This window comes from Williamsia sp. Y721 (genome assembly GCF_059683565.1).
On record NZ_JCASNH010000009.1, the window covers coordinates 1 to 533 of the forward strand.

Below are 533 nucleotides of genomic sequence, written 5' to 3' on the forward strand. Positions count from 1 at the left end.
CCTGCCGGACAAGTCATCTCAGGCGTGGACGTGAAGATCGTGCTGCACGTGATCACCGACCAGCCGACCTTGGAAGGAACCGCAACCAATCCCGGATTCATGGATGGTCACGGTGTCATCTCCGGCGATCACGTTCGCGACATCGCGGCCCGCCCGGAAACGATCCAGCGACCTATGGGCAACAAGCCCGCACCGGCATCCGTGCCGACCGAGTCTCAGCCCGAACCAGCGCAGCCTGAGCCCGAGCCGCCCGGGCAGGAGACACCCAAGCCCAAGCGGCCGAAGATATACATGCGCGGACCGCAGAACCCACCAGCCGACAACCTTCCCGGTGACGGCGACGACAATGCGATCGCAGCGCCGTTCCCGCAGGTGATTCCGCTGCCGGCCACCCAGCCGGGTGACCAGTACCGGCCGTCAGTCGTCTTGGATACCTACCTCCGGATCCGGGATGTGTACTGCATGTGGCCCGGCTGTGAGCACAAGGCCTGGGGAGCCGATCTCGACCACACCTGCGAGTACAACCACAACGA

Annotated in this window: 1 pseudogene; it reads left to right on the forward strand. The window is 64.5% G+C overall.

The window, feature by feature from the left end:
- Positions 1-30: 30 nt before the first annotated feature.
- Positions 31-533 (forward strand): annotated as a pseudogene (locus AC56PL_RS27575) (HNH endonuclease); the annotation flags it as partial.